The organism is Neisseria sp. HMSC078H04 (assembly GCF_001838135.1).
In the GTDB taxonomy this organism is placed as follows: domain Bacteria; phylum Pseudomonadota; class Gammaproteobacteria; order Burkholderiales; family Neisseriaceae; genus Neisseria.
On the sequence record NZ_KV835852.1, the window covers coordinates 138,128 to 154,944 of the forward strand.

The 16,817-nt window shown below is 49.2% G+C and carries 14 protein-coding genes; 8 read left to right on the forward strand and 6 right to left on the reverse strand.

What is annotated here, in order from left to right; translation table 11 throughout:
- The gene (locus HMPREF2560_RS09410) at positions 1 to 1,920 is read right to left on the reverse strand and encodes a TonB-dependent receptor (protein ID WP_070734656.1); all 1,920 of its coding nucleotides are present in this window, start codon (positions 1,918 to 1,920) and stop codon (positions 1 to 3) included.
- Between the two features lie 322 nt (positions 1,921 to 2,242).
- On the opposite strand from HMPREF2560_RS09410, the gene fumC reads away from it, so the two are divergent.
- Positions 2,243 to 3,631, forward strand: a complete 1,389-nt coding sequence (fumC, locus tag HMPREF2560_RS09415; RefSeq protein ID WP_070607969.1) for a class II fumarate hydratase — start codon at positions 2,243 to 2,245, stop codon at positions 3,629 to 3,631.
- A gap of 56 nt (positions 3,632 to 3,687) precedes the next feature.
- Here fumC and HMPREF2560_RS09420 read toward each other — a convergent pair whose 3' ends face one another.
- Entirely contained in the window at positions 3,688 to 4,206 is a 519-nt protein-coding gene (locus HMPREF2560_RS09420) for a hypothetical protein (protein ID WP_070607968.1), read from the reverse strand.
- Between the two features lie 169 nt (positions 4,207 to 4,375).
- Complete coding sequence (gene argH / locus HMPREF2560_RS09425) at positions 4,376 to 5,755, reverse strand: argininosuccinate lyase (RefSeq protein ID WP_070607966.1); 1,380 nt, start codon at positions 5,753 to 5,755, stop codon at positions 4,376 to 4,378.
- 93 nt (positions 5,756 to 5,848) lie between these two features.
- Here argH and HMPREF2560_RS09430 point away from each other — a divergent pair, with 93 nt between their 5' ends.
- The gene (locus HMPREF2560_RS09430) at positions 5,849 to 6,886 is read left to right on the forward strand and encodes a sensor histidine kinase (protein ID WP_070461376.1); all 1,038 of its coding nucleotides are present in this window, start codon (positions 5,849 to 5,851) and stop codon (positions 6,884 to 6,886) included.
- Between the two features lie 200 nt (positions 6,887 to 7,086).
- Positions 7,087 to 9,672, forward strand: a complete 2,586-nt coding sequence (gene acnB, locus HMPREF2560_RS09435) for a bifunctional aconitate hydratase 2/2-methylisocitrate dehydratase (protein WP_070607964.1) — start codon at positions 7,087 to 7,089, stop codon at positions 9,670 to 9,672.
- A 181-nt stretch (positions 9,673 to 9,853) separates the two neighbouring features.
- On the opposite strand, the gene HMPREF2560_RS09440 is transcribed toward acnB, so the two are convergent.
- A complete protein-coding gene (locus tag HMPREF2560_RS09440; protein ID WP_141748415.1) occupies positions 9,854 to 11,248 on the reverse strand; it encodes a DEAD/DEAH box helicase in 1,395 nt (464 codons plus the stop codon).
- A 428-nt stretch (positions 11,249 to 11,676) separates the two neighbouring features.
- Between HMPREF2560_RS09440 and HMPREF2560_RS09445 the strand changes: the two genes are divergently transcribed.
- Positions 11,677 to 12,012 (forward strand): hypothetical protein, encoded by a 336-nt coding sequence (locus HMPREF2560_RS09445; protein ID WP_070607959.1) that lies wholly within the window; start codon positions 11,677 to 11,679, stop codon positions 12,010 to 12,012.
- Between the two features lie 206 nt (positions 12,013 to 12,218).
- Here the strand turns inward: HMPREF2560_RS09445 and clpX are convergent, their stop codons facing one another.
- The gene (clpX, locus tag HMPREF2560_RS09450) at positions 12,219 to 13,484 is read right to left on the reverse strand and encodes an ATP-dependent Clp protease ATP-binding subunit ClpX (RefSeq protein ID WP_070607957.1); all 1,266 of its coding nucleotides are present in this window, start codon (positions 13,482 to 13,484) and stop codon (positions 12,219 to 12,221) included.
- Positions 13,485 to 13,773: 289 nt separating this feature from the next.
- Here clpX and HMPREF2560_RS09455 point away from each other — a divergent pair, with 289 nt between their 5' ends.
- Together HMPREF2560_RS09455 and HMPREF2560_RS09460 are read left to right on the forward strand one after the other, a co-directional pair.
- Positions 13,774 to 14,706 carry a serine hydrolase gene (locus HMPREF2560_RS09455; RefSeq protein WP_180947859.1) on the forward strand — a complete coding sequence of 311 codons (933 nt, stop codon included), beginning with the start codon at positions 13,774 to 13,776 and terminating at the stop codon, positions 14,704 to 14,706.
- Positions 14,707 to 14,814: 108 nt separating this feature from the next.
- The gene (locus tag HMPREF2560_RS09460) at positions 14,815 to 15,588 is read left to right on the forward strand and encodes a M48 family metallopeptidase (protein WP_049348957.1); all 774 of its coding nucleotides are present in this window, start codon (positions 14,815 to 14,817) and stop codon (positions 15,586 to 15,588) included.
- 63 nt (positions 15,589 to 15,651) lie between these two features.
- Here the strand turns inward: HMPREF2560_RS09460 and HMPREF2560_RS09465 are convergent, their stop codons facing one another.
- Entirely contained in the window at positions 15,652 to 16,146 is a 495-nt protein-coding gene (locus HMPREF2560_RS09465; RefSeq protein WP_070608088.1) for a DMP19 family protein, read from the reverse strand.
- Between the two features lie 112 nt (positions 16,147 to 16,258).
- Here HMPREF2560_RS09465 and HMPREF2560_RS09470 point away from each other — a divergent pair, with 112 nt between their 5' ends.
- Positions 16,259 to 16,456, forward strand: coding sequence for a zinc-finger domain-containing protein (locus HMPREF2560_RS09470; RefSeq protein ID WP_003745781.1), 198 nt, complete (start codon positions 16,259 to 16,261; stop codon positions 16,454 to 16,456).
- Positions 16,457 to 16,459: 3 nt separating this feature from the next.
- Positions 16,460 to 16,816, forward strand: a complete 357-nt coding sequence (locus HMPREF2560_RS09475; protein ID WP_070607953.1) for a hypothetical protein — start codon at positions 16,460 to 16,462, stop codon at positions 16,814 to 16,816.
- The last annotated feature ends 1 nt before the right edge of the window (position 16,817 follow it).

The window sequence follows — 16,817 nt, forward strand, 5'->3', positions numbered from 1 at the left end:
TTAAAAAGCCGCATGCAAACTCAACCAATATGTCCTGCCCGGTGCATACACTACACTGGGCGACAGGGCGAGGACGTGGTCGCCGCTGATGTATTCGGCGTATTTTTTGTTGAACACGTTGTTCACGCCCAAGCGTAAGCCGTATTTGTCTTTGATGTTTACGCCTGCGTAAAGGTCGGCAACGGTAAAGCCTTTGGCGGCTTCGCGTTTGTCTATGCCCAGACCGCTTGCGGCATCAAAATCGCCGCGCGTTTGTTTTGCGACAAAGCGTGCAGCCGCGCCGATGTTGTAGCTGCCGTGGGCAAAGTAGTTTTTGTAGTCGGCTTGGACGGCGGCTTCAAACGGACGGATTTGATAGAGCGGCCTGCCGTCGGTTTCGTTGTGTCCGTAGTTGTAGGTGGCTTTGATGCCTGCCGCCCAATACGGATTGAAGTTGTAACGCGCGTAGGCCTGCGCGGTAAACAATCGTGCGTTCACGTTGCGTGTGATGATGCCGCCGCCTTTGGAAGCAGTGCCGCTTTGTCCGTGTGCACGGTCAAAAATAATCAGGTCTTTGACTTTGTCCGCCATAAGTGTGCCGCCCACGTTCCAGCCTGCGCCTGCCAACGAGTTCATGTAGCCGTTGTAGTAGTTGTTGCGGCTGTCGGCGGTGAGCTTGATGCGGTTGTGTTTTTCGGTTTTCAGCAGGGGATTGCCTGCGATGGCAGCGGCTGGGTTTGGGTTCATCAATGCGCCGTTCATGCGGTTTTGTACGATGGCGGCAAGTGAGTTGAAGCGTTCGGTGTTGTCGCCGATGCGTTCTAAGTGAGCAAGGGAGACGCTGTATTTTTGCGTTTCAGACGGCGTGAAATCATATTTGAGTTCGCCCGACAAAGCATGACGGCGCACTTTGCCGTTGAAGTCGTAGCCGTAATGGGTTTTCCAGATTTGCTGCGCCGAGGCGAAGGCGAGATTGCGGTTCATCGGATGGGCGGGCTGCGCCGTATTTTTGCGTACGTCCGCTTCGTTGATTTCGTAGCTTAAGCCCAAGCCCAGTTTGTGTTGGTCGTTGAACTTGTAAGACAGGGTATCGGCAATGCGCCAGCGGTCGAGGTGTACATCGGCGAAACGGTAGCCGTTGAGGAAATTACGCATGGCGGTGTGGGCGTTGCGCTCGCCGTTTTGACTGTCGTTGCGGTAGCTGACGGCTGCCGTGTTGTGTAATTTGCCGAAATCCGCGTCGTGTTTGAGCGAGAAGTCGTACACTTTGCGGTCAAGCTCTACGAATACTTGTTGCGGCGTGTTGTTTTGACGCAGGGAGTAATTGTCGGCGCGGCGTTTGAGTTTGATGATGCCTGCTTCCGCGCTGACCGTATTGCTCAAATCGGCATTGCCCCAACGCGCGTTGAGTTTGGCGATGTGGCGTTCGGTGTCCAATGCGTCGTTGACGAACTGCGGCTGGCGGTCATCGTTGATGTCATCGTGTAGGTAGGTGAGGCGGTATTCCTGGTTTTCAGACGGCACGAAACCGAGTACCAAAGCTTGATTAAAACGGCTGTATTTCCAATCGGTCTGATTGCCGTCGCCGTCTTTATAGCCGTTGGCCTTGGTGTGATTGAGGTTGGCCACGCCGTACACCTTTGCTCCACGCGCTTGTGCGGTAACGGAGTTGTAAAAGCTTTTGCCGTAGAAGCCGCTGTTTGCTTTCAACGGACGGAAGGCTTGGTCTATGTTTTCGGTAACAAAGTAATGATCGCTGCGGTCGGTGCGGTCGAATTGGTTTTCGGGGAAATAGCCTTGAGCGGCGGTCGGGGCAATCGGTTTGGGAGGGGAAAAGGTTTTGACAGGCTGGATTTCATCGGGGTCTGCCAAGGTTTCGGCAAAGCCGTTTGCGGCGGCAAAACTGCTCATTAACAAGCAAATCAAATGGTTTTGTTTCATGATTTATATCCTGATAATCATTTTTATTTATTATGCTCTTAGAGAGAAGCAAAGTAAAGAAACGATAAAGTGTCTGAAGCTGACAAAACTTTATTGTCGGCAAGGAAAGCTTTAGCCTTGAACACAAGCCGATACGGACTAAAAACTTTTAGAAGAGGGGAGTGTTAGCGAGGTTTGTATTTGGGTTTTATTTTGCGTTTGTGTTTTCCGTTTATAGAGCAGCATAGGCCGTCTGAAAAAACTCTCTCTTTTCAGACGGCCTATTGCTGGTTATAATATTTTACGAATCATTATTATTTCTATTTAAATGTAGGAGAAACGCATGAGTACCCGTACCGAACACGACACTATGGGCAATGTCGAAGTCCCATCCGAAGCCTATTGGGGCGCGCAGACCCAGCGCAGCCGCAACAATTTCAAAATCGGCGGCGAAACCCTGCCGCAGCCGTTGATTTACGCTTTGGCATTGGTGAAAAAAGCCGCCGCTGCCACCAATGTTTCCCTTGGCAGGATTAAGCCCGAACAGGCGGATTTGATTACGCAGGCGGCGGATGATGTGTTGAACGGCAAGCTTGACGGGCAGTTCCCATTGGTAGTGTGGCAGACCGGCTCCGGCACGCAATCCAATATGAACATGAACGAAGTGCTGGCAAACCGCGCCAACGAAATCGCCGGTACAGGTTTGGCGGCGTATCAGCCCGTCCATCCCAACGACCATGTGAACCACGCGCAATCAACCAACGACGCGTTCCCGACCGCCATCCACGTCGCCGCCGCGATTGAAATCAACCGCCACCTCATTCCCGCCGTCCGCGCCCTGCGCGACACCTTGGACAAAAAAGCCCAAGCCTTCGCCCCCATCGTCAAAATCGGCCGCACCCACTTGCAGGATGCGACACCGCTGACTTTGGGACAAGAGTTTTCCGGCTACGTTTCCCAGCTTGATCACGGCTTAGGCCGTCTGAACGATGCACTTAAAGACTTGTATGAACTTGCCTTAGGCGGCACGGCGGTCGGCACGGGTTTGAACAGCCATCCCGAATACGCCGAAAAAGCCGCCGCCAAACTCGCCGAACTGTCCGGCCTGCCGTTTGTCAGCGCGCCGAATAAATTTGAAGCCTTGGGCGGACGCGATGCCGCCGTTGCCGCTTCGGGCGCATTGAAAACGCTGGCGGCAAGCCTGAACAAAATCGCCAACGACATCCGCTGGCTGGCAAGCGGCCCGCGCTGCGGTTTGGGCGAAATCAAAATCCCCGAAAATGAGCCGGGTTCGTCCATCATGCCGGGCAAAGTCAACCCGACCCAATGCGAAGCGATGACCATGGTGTGCTGCCAAGTGTTCGGCAACGACGTTACCATCGGCATGGCAGGCGCGTCGGGCAACTTCGAGCTGAACGTCTATATGCCCGTTATCGCCTACAATCTCTTGCAATCCATCCGCCTCTTGGGCGATGCGTGCAACAGCTTTAATGAACACTGCGCCGTCGGCATTGAACCCGTGCCGGAAAAAATCGACTATTTCCTGCACCATTCCCTGATGCTCGTTACCGCACTGAACCGTAAAATCGGCTATGAAAACGCCGCCAAAGTCGCCAAAACCGCCTATAAAAACGACAAATCGTTGCGCGAAACCGCCATCGAATTGGGTTTGCTGACAGGCGAAGAGTTTGACGAATTGGTCGTTCCTGCCGATATGGTCCATCCGCGTTAAGCTTTAATAATGAAACATGCCGTCTGAAAATGTTTTCAGACGGCATGTTTTTATGCTCAGGCTGTTTTTTCCTCGAATAGGGCAAAAATCATTGGTAGCAGATTGATGCTCATTAGAAATATTATTGAGCTCAAAAATGTACGCCAGGCGTAATACCACGCCTCCGTTCTGTCTGCTTGGGGTAGGAGCGATGCAGAATAGCGGTTGTGTAGGGTTTTTGCGGTGTCATTGTTTTCCAAATAGTCCAACGAAAGTACCAATAATTTGCCCGTGTCTTTGTGTTGCAAGAATTTGGCATGTTCAACCCAGATTCCTGGCTTGGCGTGTTCGCATAAAGATTCAATGCCGACGCAAGAGGCTAAGCTGTTTTGGTTGTTTTGCAAAATCGACAGCTCGTTTTTTTCAGCCTGCATGGCTGCGGGGGAGGTTTGATGAAGGTATACGCTCATGCCGTTGCTCTCTATTGCTTGAAAATCATGGAGCTGGCTGAATCCTCCATTTTCCCAGGCAACGAATACGGCATAGCATCCGCAGCATAGGCAGATCATGATCAATTTTAAGACAATGTTTTTCATCCTTGCTCCTTTTGTATGAAGACGGCGGCAAAGTCAGGAAGCGTGTTTTCTCGTTTGAAGATAAGTTTAGGTTTTATCTGTTTTTATTGTGAGGTTGAGTGTAACACGGGTAATTAAAAGGCCGTCTGAAAATTTTCAGACGGCCTTTTAATTATGTGTTTAGATGGGTTTAAGCCAATAATTCACGCCAGCGTTTCACTTGGAAACGGACTTGTTCAGGCGCGGTGCCACCCAAGTGGTTGCGTGCGTTTAAGCTGCCTTCGGGTGTCAACACGCTGTAAACGTCGTCGGCAATCAAATCGCTGAAACCTTGCAGGACTTCAAGCGGCAATTCGCTCAAATCAACGCCAGCTTCATCGGCATGGCGCACGGCTTGGGCAACGACTTCGTGGCTGTCGCGGAAAGGCATACCTTTTTTCACCAAGTAATCCGCCAAGTCGGTAGCCGTTGCAAAACCCTGCATTACGGCAGCGCGCATATTGTCGGGTTTGACGGTCACGCCGCGCATCATGTCGGCGTAAATGCGCAGGGTGTCGATAAGCGTGTCGGCAGTGTCAAACAAAGGCTCTTTGTCTTCCTGATTATCTTTGTTATATGCCAAAGGTTGAGATTTCATCAGGGTAACCAGGCCGATCAGGTGGCCAATCACGCGACCGGACTTGCCGCGTACGAGTTCGGGTACATCGGGGTTTTTCTTTTGCGGCATGATGGACGAGCCGGTGCAGAAACGGTCGGCAATATCGATAAAGCCGAAACGCGGGCTCATCCACAAAATCAATTCTTCGGAAAGACGGCTCAGATGAACCATAACCAGAGAAGCGGCAGCCGTGAACTCAATGGCAAAATCGCGGTCAGATACGGCATCGAGCGAGTTTTGGCAGATTTGCTCAAAGCCCAACAGCTCGGCGGTAATTTCGCGTTGAATCGGGTAGGTGGTACCGGCAAGGGCTGCGGCGCCGAGCGGCATACGGTTGACGCGTTTGCGGCAGTCGGCCATGCGCTCGAAATCGCGGCCGAGCATTTCAACGTAGGCGAGCATGTGATGCCCGAAGCTGACCGGCTGGGCAACTTGCAGATGGGTAAAACCGGGCATAACGGTTTCTGCGTTTTGTTCCGCCAAATCAACCAAGGCCGTCTGAAGATTTTGAATCAGGCTTTGAATAACGGTAATTTGATCGCGCAGCCACAGGCGGATGTCGGTAGCGACTTGGTCGTTGCGGCTGCGGCCGGTGTGCAGGCGTTTGCCGGCGTCGCCGATTTTGTCGGTAAGGCGGCGTTCGATGTTCATGTGGACATCTTCCAAATCCAGCGACCAGGAAATCGTTCCTTCTTTGATTTCTGCTATAATCTCGGCCATGCCCTGACGGATGGCGGAGAGGTCGTCTTCGCTCAAAACGCCCGACTGTGTCAGCATTTGCGCGTGTGCTAGCGAGCCTTGGATGTCCCATTCTGCCAGTCGTTTGTCAAAATCAATCGAGCCGGTATATTTTTTGACCAGCTCGGAAACAGGTTCGTTAAAACGGCCTGACCAGGTTTTGTCCTTGCTCATATCAGCATCCTTAAAATATAAATAAAAAAACAGGGTCTACGTCTTCAATATAGCAGACCCGTCTATACATTATGAAAGAAAACGGTTGAAATCATGTCTATTATACGTCAAATAAACCAGAATTTCGCAGTGCCGGATTTGCGCAATTCCGCAACTCTGGTGCGCCTGCTCATTGTTTTGTTAATCAGTTTGTTTATCTTTCCGTTGATGACGGTATCGGGCGTGCCTTATCCGGAACAGATTTTCCAACATTTTTCATGGGCTTGCCCCGTCATCCTTTTAATTTTACTTAAAGTCTATTTCTTACAGGCATTTGCGCCGTCCCTGCTTCGCTCGCAGTATAGTGTCGTGGTTTCCTACGTCTCCAACCTGCTGATTTTCTTGTTTGTCGATTTAGTGATTTTGAAGACAGAGATTTGGCCGCTGATTCAACACTTCTTCTTGCTGACCTTTTTTTGTTTCAGTTTCATGTACATCGAAGCATCCCGTCGCAACAGCCTTGCTCCTTCCATTTCCGAAGCCAGACTGAGCGCATTGACGGCACGTATCCGTCCGCATTTCTTGTTTAACAGCCTGAATGCCGCCATCAGCTTAATCCGTCTGCGTCCGTATGATGCGGAAACTTTGCTGGAAAATCTGGCCAACCTGTTCCGCGCGCAACTGCGCGATGGTAGTCAAAACAGCACCTTAGGGCAGGAAATCGAGTGGGCACAGGAATATATTGCCATCGAACAAATCCGCATGGGACATATGCGCGTACAGGTCATGTGGCAGCACCATGCGCCTGATGATGCGGAAACACCGCATCTGTTGTTGCAACCGCTTTTGGAAAATGCCGTATTCCATGGTGTCGAATCTATCCACCGTCCAGGGATAATTACGGTATTAACAAAATTGGAAAAATCATCTATTTTCATCAGTATCGAAAATCCGTGCGGAACAGAACCTAACGAAAATACCAAGCCGCATAAAGGCAATTCTATGGCCTTGCGCAATCTTAAAGAGCGCCTGACTTTGATGTATGACACCGACGCGAAAATCAGAAACATCCAATCAGACGGCCTGTTCCGCGTTGAAATCATATTGCCGTACCGTAAAAAATCAGCCGAAGTTTCCCGCCTGTTTGGCTAAAACGCTTAGAAGAGGGCGGCTTTAGATAGGTTAGACTATTAACACATTAAATAAAATAGTTTAAATTTATTACATTCAGTAACATAACTGTTCCCATTTTTTGAAAACTGGTCTATGATGGTCAAAAGGATTGTTCACAATCCTTAATTGCAAATCATTTGCAACTGCCCAGAAGAAAAAACAGAAAAAGGAACAAAGAGATGTTAGAAGCCTATCGTAAAGCCGCCGCCGAGCGCGCCGCCCTTGGTATTCCCCCCCTTCCTCTGACTGCTCAGCAGACTGCTGATTTGGTTGAGCTGCTGAAAAATCCACCTGCCGGTGAAGGTGAGTTCTTGGTTGAGCTGTTGGCTCACCGCGTACCGCCCGGTGTGGATGATGCCGCCAAAGTTAAAGCCTCATTTTTGGCTGCCGTTGCCGAAGGCAGCGCATCCAGTCCGCTGATTTCCCCTGAGTATGCTACCGAGCTGTTGGGTACCATGCTTGGCGGTTACAACATTCATGCACTCATCGAACTCTTGGACAATGACAAACTTGCACCTATCGCTGCAAATGGTCTGAAACATACTCTGTTGATGTTTGACTCTTTCCACGATGTTCAAGAAAAAGCCGAAAAAGGCAATAAATACGCGCAAGAAGTATTGCAATCTTGGGCAGATGCCGAATGGTTCACTTCTCGTGCCAAAGTTCCAGAAAAAATCACTGTTACCGTATTCAAAGTCGACGGTGAAACCAATACAGACGACCTCTCTCCAGCGCCCGACGCATGGAGCCGTCCTGATATCCCTCTTCACGCGCTGGCGATGTTGAAAAACCCGCGCGATGGCATCAATCCTGACAAACCTGGCGAAGTCGGTCCGATTAAATTGTTGGAAGAACTCAAAGCCAAAGGCCATCCGGTTGCTTACGTTGGCGACGTGGTCGGTACCGGTTCTTCACGTAAATCTGCTACCAACTCTGTAATTTGGCATACTGGCGAAGATATCCCATTCGTACCGAACAAACGTTTCGGCGGCGTGTGCCTGGGTGGCAAAATTGCTCCTATTTTCTTCAATACTCAAGAAGACTCCGGCGCATTGCCGATTGAAGTCGATGTATCTGCTCTGAAAATGGGCGATGTCGTCGATATCCTGCCTTATGAAGGCAAAATCGTGAAAAACGGCGAAACCGTTGCCGAGTTCAGCCTGAAATCCCAAGTATTGCTGGACGAGGTACAAGCCGGTGGCCGTATCAACTTGATTATCGGTCGTGGTCTGACTGCCAAAGCGCGTGAAGCATTGAAACTGCCTGCTTCTACCGAATTCCGTCTGCCTCAAGCGCCAGCTGAAAGCAAAGCCGGTTTCACATTGGCTCAAAAAATGGTTGGTCGCGCCTGCGGTTTGCCGGAAGGCAAAGGCGTGCGTCCGGGTACTTACTGCGAACCACGCATGACTACTGTCGGCTCGCAAGATACTACCGGCCCGATGACTCGCGACGAATTGAAAGACCTGGCTTGCTTGGGCTTTTCAGCAGATATGGTGATGCAGTCTTTCTGTCACACCGCGGCTTATCCAAAACCTGTCGATGTGAGAACTCATAAAGAATTGCCTGCTTTCATCTCTACCCGTGGCGGTGTATCCCTGCGTCCGGGTGATGGCGTGATTCACTCATGGCTCAACCGTCTGCTGTTGCCTGACACGGTCGGTACCGGCGGCGATAGCCACACCCGTTTCCCTATCGGTATTTCTTTCCCTGCAGGTTCGGGCTTGGTTGCTTTCGCAGCAGCTACTGGTGTAATGCCGCTCGATATGCCTGAGTCTGTATTAGTACGCTTCAGCGGCAAACTGCAACCGGGCGTAACCCTGCGCGATTTGGTGAACGCCATTCCGCTGTACGCGATTAAACAAGGCCTGCTTACTGTTGCTAAAGCCGGTAAGAAAAACATCTTCTCCGGCCGCATCCTCGAAATTGAAGGCCTGCCTGATTTGAAAGTGGAACAAGCCTTTGAATTAACTGACGCGTCTGCTGAACGCTCCGCTGCAGGCTGTACTGTGAAGCTCAACAAAGAGCCGATTATCGAGTACATGAAATCCAACATTGTGTTGATGAAAAACATGATTGCCAACGGCTATCAAGATTCGCGCACTTTGGAACGCCGTATCAAAGCCATGGAAGCATGGTTGGCAAATCCTGAATTGCTCGAAGCGGATAAAGATGCCGAATACGCCGCCGTGATTGAGATCAACATGGACGACATTAAAGAGCCGATTATTGCTTGCCCGAACGACCCTGACGACGTGTGCTTCATGTCTGAACGCTCCGGCACCAAAATCGACGAAGTGTTCATCGGTTCTTGTATGACCAACATCGGCCACTTCCGTGCCGCTTCCAAACTCTTGGAAGGTAAAACCGACATCCCGGTACGCCTGTGGATGGCTCCCCCAACCAAAATGGATGCGAAAGAGTTGTCTGACGAAGGCCACTACGGCGTACTCGGCCGTGCAGGCGCGCGTATGGAAATGCCGGGTTGCTCATTGTGTATGGGTAACCAAGCACAAGTACACGAAGGCGCAACTGTAATGTCCACTTCTACCCGTAACTTCCCGAACCGCTTGGGTAAAAACACCTTTGTTTACCTCGGCTCGGCTGAGTTGGCGGCAATCTGCTCTAAACTGGGTAAAATTCCGACTGTTGAAGAATACCAAGCCAATATCGGTATCATCAACGAGCAGGGCGACCAAATCTACCGTTACATGAACTTCAACGAAATCGACAGCTACAACGAAGTAGCCGAAACCGTGAATGTTTAATGTAACAAGGTAAACCGATTTTCAGACGGCCTTAAATAATAAAGGCCGTCTGAAACGGAAAAATAAAGGACGTGTTCATCACGTCCTTTATTTTTTAGTTTAATAAAAGGCCGTCTGAAAGATAAGTTTCAGACGGCCTTTGTTAGGATAAATAATCAGAAAACCGATTAATCAGCGTTGTTTACTTTACACCAAAACCAGGTTGGAGCAGGGCGCAAGGCTGACGCTCGTGACGGCTGCGGCGTGTTCTGCCGGCAATTTTGCCGCAGACGATACCCGGATCGTTTTTCTCTTCTGCTTTTTTCGAGTTTTTGTCTGACTTGCTCGCGTATTCGTTGCGTTTGTTTCTATCTTCGCGGCGAGAGCGGCTGTCGTTGTGCTGAACCGGTTGCGCTTCGGCTTCATCTTGATTGTCGGTACCCCACCAATGCGGCTCAAAGCCTTCGATGCGTTCCACATTCAAATTGCTGCCGGTCAGCTCTTTAATGGATTCAAACATTTTCTGTTCGGTTTTATCCATTAAGGAAATGGCAACGCCGTCGGCACCGGCCCGGCCGGTACGTCCGATTCGGTGGACGTAGTCTTCAGGTTGGGTTGGCAGCTCGTAGTTGATGACGAAAGGCAACTCGGCAATATCCAGGCCGCGTGCGGCAACATCGGTGGCAACCAAAACGCGTAATGTGCCTTCTTTAAAGGCATTGAGAGTTTCCAGTCGGCTTTGTTGGGATTTGTCGCCGTGGATGGATTGCGCAGCGATATTGCGGCGGACGAGGTCGCGGGTAACTTGATCGACGCTTTGTTTGGTTTTGCAGAAAACAATAACTTGATTCATATGCAAATCAACAATCAGACGTTCGAGCAGGTTGCGTTTTTTAAGTGCATCAACGGCAATGATGTGTTGCTCGACATTGGCGTTGGTGGTGTTTTGCGCGGCCACCTCGACCATTTCAGGCGTGTGCATAAAATCTTGCGCAAGCTTGCGGATAGGCGGTGAGAAAGTGGCGGAAAAGAGCAGGGTTTGTCGCTGTTTGGGCAACATCTGCATGATTTTGCGGATATCGTCGATGAAACCCATATCAAGCATACGGTCGGCTTCATCGAGTACAACGATTTCAACTTTGTTTAAATTGATGTTTTTTTGTTTGACGTGGTCAAGTAGTCGGCCAACCGTAGCGACAACAATTTCGCAACCGGTGCGCAAGTCGGCAGTTTGTTTGTCCATATTGACGCCGCCGAAGAGGACAGTATGGCGCAAAGGAAGATTTTTAATATAGGCCTGCACGTTTTGATCGATTTGATCGGCCAATTCGCGGGTAGGGGTCAATACCAACATACGGACGGGGTGCATGGCAGGGGAGGTGCTGGATGTGGCGTAGCGTTTCAGGCGTTCGAGGCTGGGCAGCATAAAGGCGGCGGTTTTACCTGTGCCGGTTTGTGCTGCGGCCAAAAGGTCGTGTCCTGCCAAGGCTTTAGGAATCGCTGCGGCTTGGATAGGCGTCGGGTTTTCATAACCCTGATCGGCCAGGGCAGAGACCAATTCGCTGCCTAAACCGAGTGAAGAGAAAGGATTCATGATGGTAGCTTTCTGTTCAGACGGCCTTTTGAATGGTGAGGCCGTCTGAAAAATCTGATTCTGAAATGGATAAACCGCAGTATGATTTTGATTCTGCGGTTTGAAAAAAGGGGTACGGAACTATCCGGTAAGTAGTCCATTATGCCATAAAAAGAGGGACTCCCCAAATGATGGTTGCAGCTAAAATCGTCTAAGTTTTGATATTTTTACAGTTCAAAAACAGAAAAAGTTACTGGCCTGCAAGGTTTTGAGTTTATTGGGAATTAGGCATTTGTCTTAACGTCAATAGAATTAATTTATCAAAAACTTACAGGATGAAATGAAACTAAATTGTACTCACGTACTCAATATTGAGGTGCAGAGCTTGTTTTGTAGCCTGTATCTCCCGTTTAACGGTAAACCATAAAATCAAAATTTAGGAATATACAATTATGAAAACTTTATTGATCGCTCTTGCAACCGGTAGTCTGATGTTGGCAGCTTGTTCTTCTTCCAAACCTGCTGAAGAAGCGGCAGCGCCACGCGTCACTGTTGAAGAAGCAATGACCCAATGCCAACAGGCATCTGGTGAAAATGCTGACCGCGCTGTGTTTGATGCCTGCATGAAAGACAAAGGCTATCAACGTACCGCTGAATCAGCTGCCTCCGAACCTGCTGCATCTGAGCCAGTAGCTGCTCCTGAAACTGCTGCTCCTGAAGCTGCGGCTTCTGAGCCTGCCGCCAAAGCTGCTCCTGCTAAAAAAGCTGTTAAAAAAGTAAAAAAATAAGCTTCATAAAATTCAAGGAAGTCACTCTCATCAATACTCCGGATGAAGGCAGACTTAGAGCAACTTGAAAACAAAGGCCGTCTGAATATGTTTCAGACGGCCTTTGTTTTTTATGTATAAGGACATTATTAGAAAATATGGTTTTGGTTTTATTAAAAAATAAAAAAGACGTGTAACGGGTACACGTCTTTTTCAGAGAATGAGCCTTATTGCTTATATTCGCTGCCGTCTTCACGGAAAAGTTTTGGCTGATCGCCTTTTTCCACCACTTCTTTATTGATGATGACTTTTGCTACGTCTTTCAAATCTGGCAGGGTGTACATGGTGTCCAAGAGGCAACGTTCAACGATAGAGCGCAGGCCGCGCGCACCGGTTTTGCGTTCCATAGCCAGTTTGGCGATGCTGCGCAAGGCGTCTTCTTCAAACTCAAGGCCGACATCTTCCATTTCAAACAAGGTTTGATATTGTTTGACCAAGGCATTTTTCGGCTCGGTCAAAATGTTGACCAAAGCATCTTCATCCAATTCTGCCAATGTGGCAATCACGGGCAGACGGCCGATAAGCTCGGGAATCAAACCGAATTTAATCAAGTCTTCAGGCTCGACTGTTTCAAACAGGGCTGAAATATCAGCGTTTTCATCTTTGCTGTGTACTGCTGCACCAAAGCCGATACCGCCTTTTTCAGTACGTTGGCGGATAACTTTTTCCAAGCCGGCAAATGCACCGCCGCAGATAAAGAGGATGTTGGTGGTGTCAACGTTGATGAATTCTTGGTTCGGATGTTTGCGTCCGCCTTGAGGAGGGACACTGGCCACTGTACCTTCAATCAGTTTCAGCAAGGCTTGTTGCACACCTTCGCCGGATACGTCGCGCGTGATGGACGGATTGTCGCTTTTGCGTGAAATTTTATCGATTTCATCGATATAAACGATGCCGCGCTGGGCTTTTTCAACGTCAAAATCACATTTGCCCAAAAGTTTGGTGATGATTTGTTCGACGTCTTCACCGACATAACCGGCTTCGGTCAAAGTTGTGGCATCCGCCATGACAAAAGGTACATCCAGTTTGCGCGCCAAAGATTGCGCCAACAGGGTTTTACCTGAGCCGGTAGGGCCGATGAGCAGGATATTGGATTTGGACAACTCGACTTTGCCCTCCGCTTTCGGGTGGCGCAGGCGTTTGTAGTGGTTGTAAACCGATACTGCCAACGCTTTTTTTGCGTGTTCCTGACCGATAACGTGGTCGTTGAGGTTGGCAACGATTTCGGCCGGGGTAGGCAGTTTTTTCTCGGCGTTTTCTTCTTTCGCTTTGACAAGCTCGTTTTCAATTTCGCCGGATTCGTTGTCTTGCAGCATTATGCCGCAAGTTTCTACACATTCGTTGCAGATAAAGGCGTGTTCGCCTTCGATCAGATTTTTAACGTCGTTTTCGGACTTCCCGCAGAATGAACAGGTACGTTTTTCTTCAGACATAATAATTTCTTCGTATGGTTGTATGGAGGCTGTGTTGTAAAGGGGGAACAGATATTTCGGGCGTATTGCCGGATTGAGGGAATGCCTCTGACAAAGGAGCCTAAGTATAATGACTATCTTGTGTTTTTTCAAATCAGAGCAGGCATTGTGCCGTATCGTCTAAGAAACAGATGCGGGCGTTAGACTTGAATATCTTGCAAACAAACGCAAAGTTTTCTCAACTCGCTTTACAATTGCCGAAAAATTTAACAGAATGTTGAATTAAATGTATTTTTTTGAATTGGCAGATATGAAATTCTATAAAACTTTAGGAATGGTATGGACAGGTGTGGCATTGGCCTTTGCTTCTGCGCCTGCTGTTGCCGATGATATGGATGTATTGGGACAATTTTTGGAGCAAAATTTCCCTGTGCAAAATGACCCGATGGAAGCTTTTGCGTTGAGTCATGCTGACCAAGTCGAAGCTCAAGCCGCTTTGGCAGGCCCTCTGCTTTCTTCGCAATCTGCTTTGATTTTCAATAATAAAACCGGTGAAGTGCTGTATCAGAAAAACCCTGATCGTGTCATGCCGATTGCCTCTATTTCCAAATTGATGAGCGCGATGGTGGTTTTGGATGCGCGTCTGGATATGAACGAGCCGATTACAATTACCGAGGCTGAAATCGACCGTTTGAAAGGTACGGGCAGCCGTTTGAGCATCGGCACGACGCTGACACGCGGCGAACTGTTGCACCTGAGCCTGATGAGCAGTGAAAACCGTGCAACTCATGCGTTGGGCCGTACCTATCCGGGCGGTATGAGCGCGTTTGTTGCGGCAATGAATGCCAAAGCGCAAAGCCTAGGCATGACCAGCAGCCGTTTCTATGAGCCTACCGGTTTGAATTTCCAAAATGTTTCAACCGCACGCGATTTGAACCGTATGGTCGCAGCAGCCAGCAAATATCCGCTGATCCGTAAAAATTCTACTTCAAATTACGGCTCGGTTTGGACGGCAAACGGTCGTCAAAACTACAAAAACTCCAATGCCTTGGTGCGTGAGGGTAGCTGGAATATTGAATTGCAGAAAACCGGCTATATCCGCGAGGCAGGACGTTCTATGGTGGTTAAGGCCAATGTACAGAATCAGCCGATTACCATTGTATTGCTCAACTCTCCGTCTTCCACAACCCGCGTGAACGATGCGCGTAAGATTGAGTCTTGGATGCTGCAGCGCCGTTCTTAAATATTACGCTTAAAGGCCGTCTGAAACCGTTCAGACGGCCTTTTGTGTAAAGTGTATTAAATTTGGGTACAATGTCGTTACATTAACTTAAAAACACAGAGAGAAAACATGTTGAAAAAATGGAATAAAAAATATTGGGCCGGCATGGGCGTGATTTTGGCATTGACCGGCTGTACTTCTGTAGCGGATATGGTTGGCTACGATACTGCGACTTTAAATGAAGACGCGGCTAAAAGTTATTCACAAGTCATTCAAAACGCGCGTGGTCAAAAAGCTTTGGATGTTTCATCTCCAACTGCTCAACGTGTTCAACGCGTGTTTGCACGTCTGCGTCCTCATGCTGAGCGCGCCAACAAAACCGGCGTGCCTTTCAACTGGCAGATGAACGTTATCCGCAGTGATGAAATGAACGCATGGGCAATGCCGGGCGGTAAAATGGCTGTATATACCGGCATAGTAGAGAAATTGAAGCTGACGGATGCTGAAATTGCCGCCGTTGTCGGCCATGAAATGACCCATGCTTTGTTGGAACACAGCAAAAAAGCTTTGGGCGGACAAGTATTGACTGGCTTGGGCGGTTCAATTTTGGCCAGCTCAACCGGTGTGGATGGCGATTTGGTTGGCTTGGGTGCAGATTTGTTGGCGACCAAACCGTTCTCACGCCATCAGGAAAGCGAAGCGGATGCCGGCGGTGTGCGTTTGATGGCTGAAGCAGGCTACAACCCTGAGGCTGCGGTAAGCGTGTGGGAAAAAATGAATAAAGTACAGGGCGGCAGCTCATTGTCTATTTTGTCGACCCATCCGACCAATCAGGCGCGTATCAATGCAATCCGCAAAATGTTGCCTGAAGTAATGCCGATTTATCAGAAAAACAAACGTTAATTCGATGTATTGATGATTTTGCCGGTTTGAACAGATGATTCAAACCGGCAAAGTTTTATGGTTTCAGCCTGACAGTTTGGCAAATTTATCCCAATTTGCTTGAACGTAGGCTGCTGCGGTTTCCAAGTCTTCGTCGGCAACGTCATAATAATCGCCGTCAAGCTCTTCAAAATCGGGAAAAGCTTTGCGGATTTCGTCGAAATCCCTTTGTTCGTCTGCCATTTTTTCAATGGCTTCGCCGTGTTTTTCGTACAAGGCTTTGGCTTTGTCTAAGATTTTCGGTATCGGTTTGATGCGCCAGCGGCGCAGGCTGTCGGCAACCGGATTGCCAAAGATGTATTCTCCGTATCCTGAAGCGATAAGCTGTACGAAGCCGCCTTCTTGAACCTGGCTGTCGAGGTAGCAGAGAGCGGTCAATGTATGCTGTTCGTCGTTGAGGCCGGACATGTCTTCATCGCCTGTCTGTTCGGTGTGATCCAAATAGGCTGCGCTGAGTGTATAAAGAAATGAAGCGGAATCGGAAGTATCGAAATCTTGAAGGCGGAGCAGGGTAGTCATCATCATCAAAGGCCGTCTGAAAAAAGTGATTATATAATGTTTTCAGTCGAACCTAGCGGCCGTTTTGCTTTACAATATCGGAAGATAAGAAAACATAGTGAGGAACCAAACCATGAGTACACAGTCTGAAAAAAACGTTGTAGTCATCAAGCCGCAGGATTTGCCGCTGCATTGCTCCGGCCCTAATCATGAAACATGGAACGGCCATCCGCGCGTGTTCTTGCCGATTCAGTCCAACAGTGAGATTGAATGTCCGTATTGCGGCACTTATTACCGTCTTGATGGCGAGATTCCGCATCACCATTACTGATCTATGCCTATGTTGAACAAAATCATCTGTACTTTGTGCGTGAGTTTGTGCGCTGCGTGCGGCTCGTATAAGGCCGTGCGCCCTGATGCGCCGTTACCGGTCATTGCACAGGCGCAGACGTATTCTGTCCGTTATCAATCCGTACAAGGTCGGACGATTACTGCAATTTATATCAACAGCCACAGCCCGATGATGGTTGAGCTGCGTGAAGGCAATACGGTTGAGAAACTGGTGCAAGTCCGCTTGCGGAGTCAGGGCGTAGAGTACGCCAATCCAAGCTCGCGTTGGCAGATTGGCGACGGGTTTGCCGTACTGATTCGCGGCGGAAAAGAAGTTGTATTTAAAGAGATTGTGGAATAGG